Origin of the sequence: Moorena sp. SIO2C4, assembly GCF_010672485.1 — a bacterium.
Lineage (GTDB): Bacteria > Cyanobacteriota > Cyanobacteriia > Cyanobacteriales > Coleofasciculaceae > Moorena > Moorena producens.
Genome location: NZ_JAAHGN010001413.1, coordinates 1 through 1,506 on the forward strand (window position 1 = coordinate 1; position 1,506 = coordinate 1,506).

Here is a 1,506-nt window from a genome sequence, read left to right on the forward strand (position 1 = left end):
GATTTTTCCAGCCGAGCCATCGCTTTTTGCCAATGATATACAGATTCTTTATTCGTCATTTGGCTTTGACGAAATAAACGAATGATTTGTAATAATTGTGGAATCTGTTCGTCGGGAATATTTTCAATTTCTAATAATAGAACGTCACGCAAATCAGTAAGGGTACGTGTTAGTTCAGAACTCGAATGATTCATGATTCATTTCCTCAAGATCGAGAGTATTAATTTGTTCTGGTTTTCCAATTTGTTGCACTTTTATATTATAGTGCGATCGCGATCTTGTCGGGTGGGTTGAGGAAATGCTAAAGTAACGCCCCCCCACACTTTGCTAGAATAAAGCGCAGAAGCAAAGGTTGGGAGGGAAGTAGCTCGATGACAATTGTTGTTACCCTTAGCTCAGAATTAGAAGCACTACTGCGTGAATATGCTGCTCAGCGAGGTCAAGATGTTAGCTTGGTTGCGTCCGAATTGCTGGCTAGTGTCTTAGAGTCGGAGGTGGAAGATTCACAGGAGGCTATCAAGGGCATTCAAAAAGGACTGAATGATTTCCAGGCAGGTCGATTTCGGTCTTTCGCTGAGTTTGCCCAAGAGCAGCGTCGCCAGTATAACCTGCCAGTCGATTCATGAAATACCCTATTGAAATTTCCAGTGTGGCCGAGGCGGAAGCCGACAGCGCCTTCCTACGTTTATCCCAAGTCACATCTACCACCCAGGCAAGCCAATGGTATGCTGGATTGCTACAAGCAATCGAATCTCTATCGCAATTTCCAAAACGTTGTCCTCTAGCAAGAGAGAATAAGTATTTCAGTCAAGAAATACGACAATTACTCTACGGTCGGGGACGTAATTCATATCGAATTCTTTTTACCATTTTGGAAGAGCAAGAACGAGCGACCGTTCGCATTCTACACATCCGGCACGCATCACAGCAAACCTTAGGTGAAGAACTAGGCTGATGCCAATATGGTCGTAGCGATCGTCGCTTTTGTAGCTTTTGTAGGTTGGGTTGAAGAATGAAACCCAACATAATTCCCCTCAACACAACGTCTTCTCCTCAAGAGCGAGGTTTTCTCTCTTGCAAAGAGAAACTAAAATTTAATTGGTGTGGCGGTCTGATGTTGTTGGGTTTCCGTTCCTATACCCAACCTACGATTGAATTGAGGTGGTGAGTGCGTACGCTTATCCTCTGTTGCGGATAACATACATTGAGCCATGCGATCGTGCTATACTAAGTAAAAAAATATAATCAAAAAAACGTAATTAATCATGACAGCAAATAGCACTCTAGAAAATCGACTCATAGAAAAGCTTAAAAAACTCTCCCTTGAACAAATCCAACAAGTAGAAAATTTGATTGATGCCCTTAGTCAAGATAATACAGAGCGAAAATTAACTGTTGTATCGACTAAACTTTCTGAATCTGTCTTTGCTAAAATTTGGGATAATCCTGAAGATGCCGAGTATGACAACCTATAATTTTGGGGATATTATTCTCGTCCCTTTTCCA

At 41.8% G+C, this 1,506-nt stretch carries 4 protein-coding genes and 1 pseudogene; 4 read left to right on the forward strand and 1 reads right to left on the reverse strand.

Annotated elements, in window-relative coordinates; translation table 11 throughout:
• Positions 1–194 (reverse strand): annotated as a pseudogene (locus F6K20_RS38100) (hypothetical protein); the annotation flags it as partial.
• A 177-nt stretch (positions 195–371) separates the two neighbouring features.
• On the opposite strand from F6K20_RS38100, the gene F6K20_RS38105 reads away from it, so the two are divergent.
• The 4 genes from F6K20_RS38105 to F6K20_RS38120 all read left to right on the forward strand — a co-directional run bounded on the left by F6K20_RS38105 (position 372) and on the right by F6K20_RS38120 (position 1,475).
• A complete protein-coding gene (locus F6K20_RS38105) occupies positions 372–626 on the forward strand; it encodes a hypothetical protein (protein ID WP_008189740.1) in 255 nt (84 codons plus the stop codon).
• Positions 623–955, forward strand: a complete 333-nt coding sequence (locus F6K20_RS38110; RefSeq protein WP_008189742.1) for a type II toxin-antitoxin system RelE/ParE family toxin — start codon at positions 623–625, stop codon at positions 953–955. Before F6K20_RS38105 ends, F6K20_RS38110 begins: the two co-directional genes overlap by 4 nt.
• 57 nt (positions 956–1,012) lie before the next feature.
• Positions 1,013–1,168, forward strand: a complete 156-nt coding sequence (locus tag F6K20_RS38115; protein ID WP_154659948.1) for a hypothetical protein — start codon at positions 1,013–1,015, stop codon at positions 1,166–1,168.
• Between the two features lie 97 nt (positions 1,169–1,265).
• Positions 1,266–1,475 (forward strand): toxin-antitoxin system, antitoxin component, Xre family protein, encoded by a 210-nt coding sequence (locus tag F6K20_RS38120; protein ID WP_287298367.1) that lies wholly within the window; start codon positions 1,266–1,268, stop codon positions 1,473–1,475.
• Positions 1,476–1,506: the final 31 nt, after the last annotated feature.

What these genes read in the sequence shown, in the direction of transcription:
- F6K20_RS38105 (WP_008189740.1), top strand. Translation starts at nt 372, where the DNA reads ATGACAATTGTTGTTACCCTTAGCTCAGAATTAGAAGCACTACTGCGT.
- F6K20_RS38110 (WP_008189742.1), top strand. Translation starts at nt 623, where the DNA reads ATGAAATACCCTATTGAAATTTCCAGTGTGGCCGAGGCGGAAGCCGAC.
- F6K20_RS38115 (WP_154659948.1), top strand. Translation starts at nt 1,013, where the DNA reads ATGAAACCCAACATAATTCCCCTCAACACAACGTCTTCTCCTCAAGAG.
- F6K20_RS38120 (WP_287298367.1), top strand. Translation starts at nt 1,266, where the DNA reads ATGACAGCAAATAGCACTCTAGAAAATCGACTCATAGAAAAGCTTAAA.